3 protein-coding genes are annotated in these 3,308 nt (G+C 61.1%); all 3 read left to right on the top strand.

Annotation, left to right across the window (positions count from 1 at the left end; genetic code table 11):
* Nucleotides 1-1,729 (top strand): type VI secretion system Vgr family protein (locus tag LVS58_RS24845; RefSeq protein ID WP_233693229.1); only part of this gene is annotated, 1,729 nt, incomplete at its 5' end.
* Nucleotides 1,726-2,649 carry a DUF4123 domain-containing protein gene (locus tag LVS58_RS24840; protein ID WP_233693228.1) on the top strand — a complete coding sequence of 308 codons (924 nt, stop codon included), beginning with the start codon at nt 1,726-1,728 and terminating at the stop codon, nt 2,647-2,649. The genes LVS58_RS24845 and LVS58_RS24840, both read left to right, overlap by 4 nt.
* On the top strand, nt 2,642-3,308 hold a 667-nt coding region (locus tag LVS58_RS24835), incomplete at its 3' end, for a toxin VasX (protein ID WP_325175995.1). The genes LVS58_RS24840 and LVS58_RS24835, both read left to right, overlap by 8 nt.

Here is a 3,308-nt window from a genome sequence, read left to right as displayed (position 1 = left end):
TCAGGCCGGTGAGACGGACTTGGCGTTCATCGCCCGCCTGGCGGCTGAAGAAGGCTTCGTCTACCGCTTCGAACACAACGAAAAACGCCATAAGCTGATCATCACCGACAGGCTGCAATCACTCGGTCTGATAAGTCACGGTGTCATCAAACACGAAGACGACGCCGAAGGCTCCTACCGTGAGCGTGAACCGTCCGGCCCAGACACCGTGCTGTACCATTCCAACAACGGCGGCGACCAGCCTCAACCTTGCCTACGGCGCTTGCGCTACAGCGAACAAGTGCGTACTGCACGGCAGGTTCAACGCGACTACACCTTCACCCACCCGGCCTATCGTCAGGAACAGAGGGCCTCGGGCCCCTATCTTGAGCACCAGTCCACGGATTATGAGTGCTTCGACTACCCCGGCCGTTACAAACGCGATGCCGTTGGCAAGCCGTTCACTGAAAACCGCATCACAGGCCTGCGCCACGACGTGCGCATTGCCGAGGTGCAAGGCGACGATGTGCGCCTGCAACCAGGCCTGAGTTTCACCCTGACCGGCCACCCACGCGAAGACCTGAATGTGCATTGGCGGGTCAGCACAGTCCGCCACGAAGGCAGCCAGTTCACCAGCTTGCAGGAAGAAGCTGCCGGGGCCGACAAGGGCACACGTTACGAGCAAAAGGCGGTACTGGTGCCAGGCAGAACAGAGTGGCGCCCAGCCCCGTTGCCCAAACCACGCGTTGACGGCCCGCACATGGCCACCGTGGTCGGGCCGCCCGGTGAAGAGATCTACTGCGACGAATGGGGCCGGGTCAAGGTCAGCTTCCCCTGGGACAGAGAAAGCCAGGACAACGCGTTCAGCTCCTGCTGGGTACGCGTATCCCAAGGTTGGGCTGGCGGAAGCTGGGGCGCGATGGCCATCCCTCGGATCGGCCAGGACGTGATCATCCACTACGTCAACGGCGACCCCGATCAGCCGATGATCACCGGCCGCACTTACTGCGGTAACCAGCTACCACCGTACGACCTTCCCCGCCACAAGACCCGCATGACCATCAAGAGCCAGACCCACAAGGGCGATGGCTTCAACGAGCTGCGCTTCGAGGACGAACTGGGCCAGGAGGAAGTGTTCATTCATGCCCAGAAGGATCAGAACAATGTGGTCAAGCACGATGAGACTACGCAGGTCGGCAATGACCGCAAAGAGCAGGTCAATAACGACGAATCGATCCTGATCGGCCACGACCGTACGGAAACGGTTGGCAATGACGAGCGCGTTACCATTGGGCAGGACGCCGCGCTCGACATCGGTAGAACCCACACGATCAGGATCGCCAAGGACCGAGTCGAAAACATCGGCAATCACCGTCACGACCAGATCGCCGCCAATCACCACATCCGTATCGGTGGCAACTGTGAGCAACTGGTCGAAGGGCATGCCGAGCTGGAAGCCCGTGGGGATATTCGCAGACGTACTCGCCGTTATGACCTTCGAGCATCGGAAGCCGTGGTCATCCAAGGCCCTGGGGGCTCCCTTCGAATCGACGAAACGGGCATCACCCTGGACAGCCCGACGATTCGCATCACCGGCCAGATGCTCAAGTCGGCAAATGGGACGACAAACCCCTTTTCCATCAGCAGTGCGCCAAACACCGGCAAGCCTCTGGAGCGCCTGTGTGGGCGCCGCCCTGATGGTTCCTGCCCCCTGCCCGATTGCCGCTGTATCCGAGGGCCAGGCCAATGACTACAACGTCATCACCTGCTCCGCTCAGCGAAGACTTTGTTCACAACTGCCGCTTTCTGCTGCTCATGACCAGGGCAATCGAGTACTGGGCCTATCGGCCCATCCCGCAGGAGGGTGAACTGGTTCCTGCTTATGCCCCATCGGTACTCGACCTTATCAACGCTGTCAGCCGGAATACTCAAAAGGCATGGATATGGAAGAACAGCGCCCTGGATGACTGTCATGAGTTTGGGCCTTTGCTGGTGGACGTTGCAGACGCTCACGAGCTGCTTGCCCATGCGATCACGACCTGGATGCCTATCGGTGGAGCTATCGCGCTGGATGCCGAGGTTGGCCTGGCAGCGCTGGCGGACCATTTCACCAGCCTGGTGCAGGTCGTGCTCCCTGACCAAAGCGTTGCCACTCACCCTGTCACACCGGACCATCTTGCAGCCTGGCTGAATGCGCTGGACGACGACCACCGCAAGGCCTGGCTTGGCCCAGTGTCTCGGTTGGCATGGCGAGTCAACTGGGGGCCGGCTCATGAGTGGAAAACACACGAAAACAAGCCGATTGCTGCCCGCTCAAAATCAGAACTGCCTTTGACCCTCAACCCGCTTGAGCTTGATCGGCTGCAAGCAGGCATGCACGAGCATTTCGTCCTCTCATTGGCGCACGAGGTCTTGGCCATGCCACCCCATGCCACCCATACCTTGGCGGACATACGCCTATGGATAGAAAAGCTCCTGCCGCAACTGAAAGCCCTCAATTTCCGGAACGAGGAAGTTGCGGGCCAATTCATTCGGCTGATAGCCGGGCACATGTGGCTGATGAGCAATGACAAGGCGGGAAAAATATACACCAACCTCGAAGAGTCGCCCCAGGCCCGGCTTCGCGAGCTCCAGGCTCTGGTCGAAAGCAAGGAGCCTGCCCATGACTAACGCCTCCGTCAGCAGCGCCACCTCCGGCCCTGCCTGCAGCGCACGCATACCCATCCTGCCAGTGCGCTACGCCATCGTGCCCCGCACCGGCGACGCCCCCGCTTGCCGCTATGCCGATGCAGGCTTCAACCTGGAACAAGGCTTCGCCCCGCTGCAGCACTCGGCCTACACCCTGCGCGCTTTGCGCCCAGGCTATGTCTACGTGTTCATGAAAGGCCCTCTGGGCGAAAAGCTGTTCATTCACGAACATCTCGGCGCAGGCCTCTACAAGGCGCTGCGCTACCAAGGGCTGGAACACTACCACCGACGTGAGCGCTACCTGTCCGGCCAGAGCACAGGCTGGGTGTGGGCCGACACCTGTCAGGACACCGCCAAGGAAGTGTGGATCGGCTACAGCCCGCACATGTGGACCAACGCCATCACCGCCCGCATCACCGGTTCGGCAGCCCTGCGCAAACGGCACATGCGCCAGCTGGACATGGCCGAGCTGGTGAGCGGCAATCAGGCGCCGTCCACCCAGCCCCATGTGTTGCCGGTGAGCGCCCTGCAAACCTGGGTCGAAGACTTCAAACCGACCGAGCGGCGCATGCCGCTGACCTGGAGCAGCGACCCGGTCACCGAAACCTTGCCCATCGGCAACCTCAATGCCATCGCCCGCC

The organism is Pseudomonas sp. JR33AA (genome assembly GCF_021378985.1).
GTDB classification, from domain to species: Bacteria; Pseudomonadota; Gammaproteobacteria; order Pseudomonadales; family Pseudomonadaceae; genus Aquipseudomonas; species Aquipseudomonas alloputida.
This window is presented reverse-complemented; position numbering and strand designations above follow the sequence as displayed.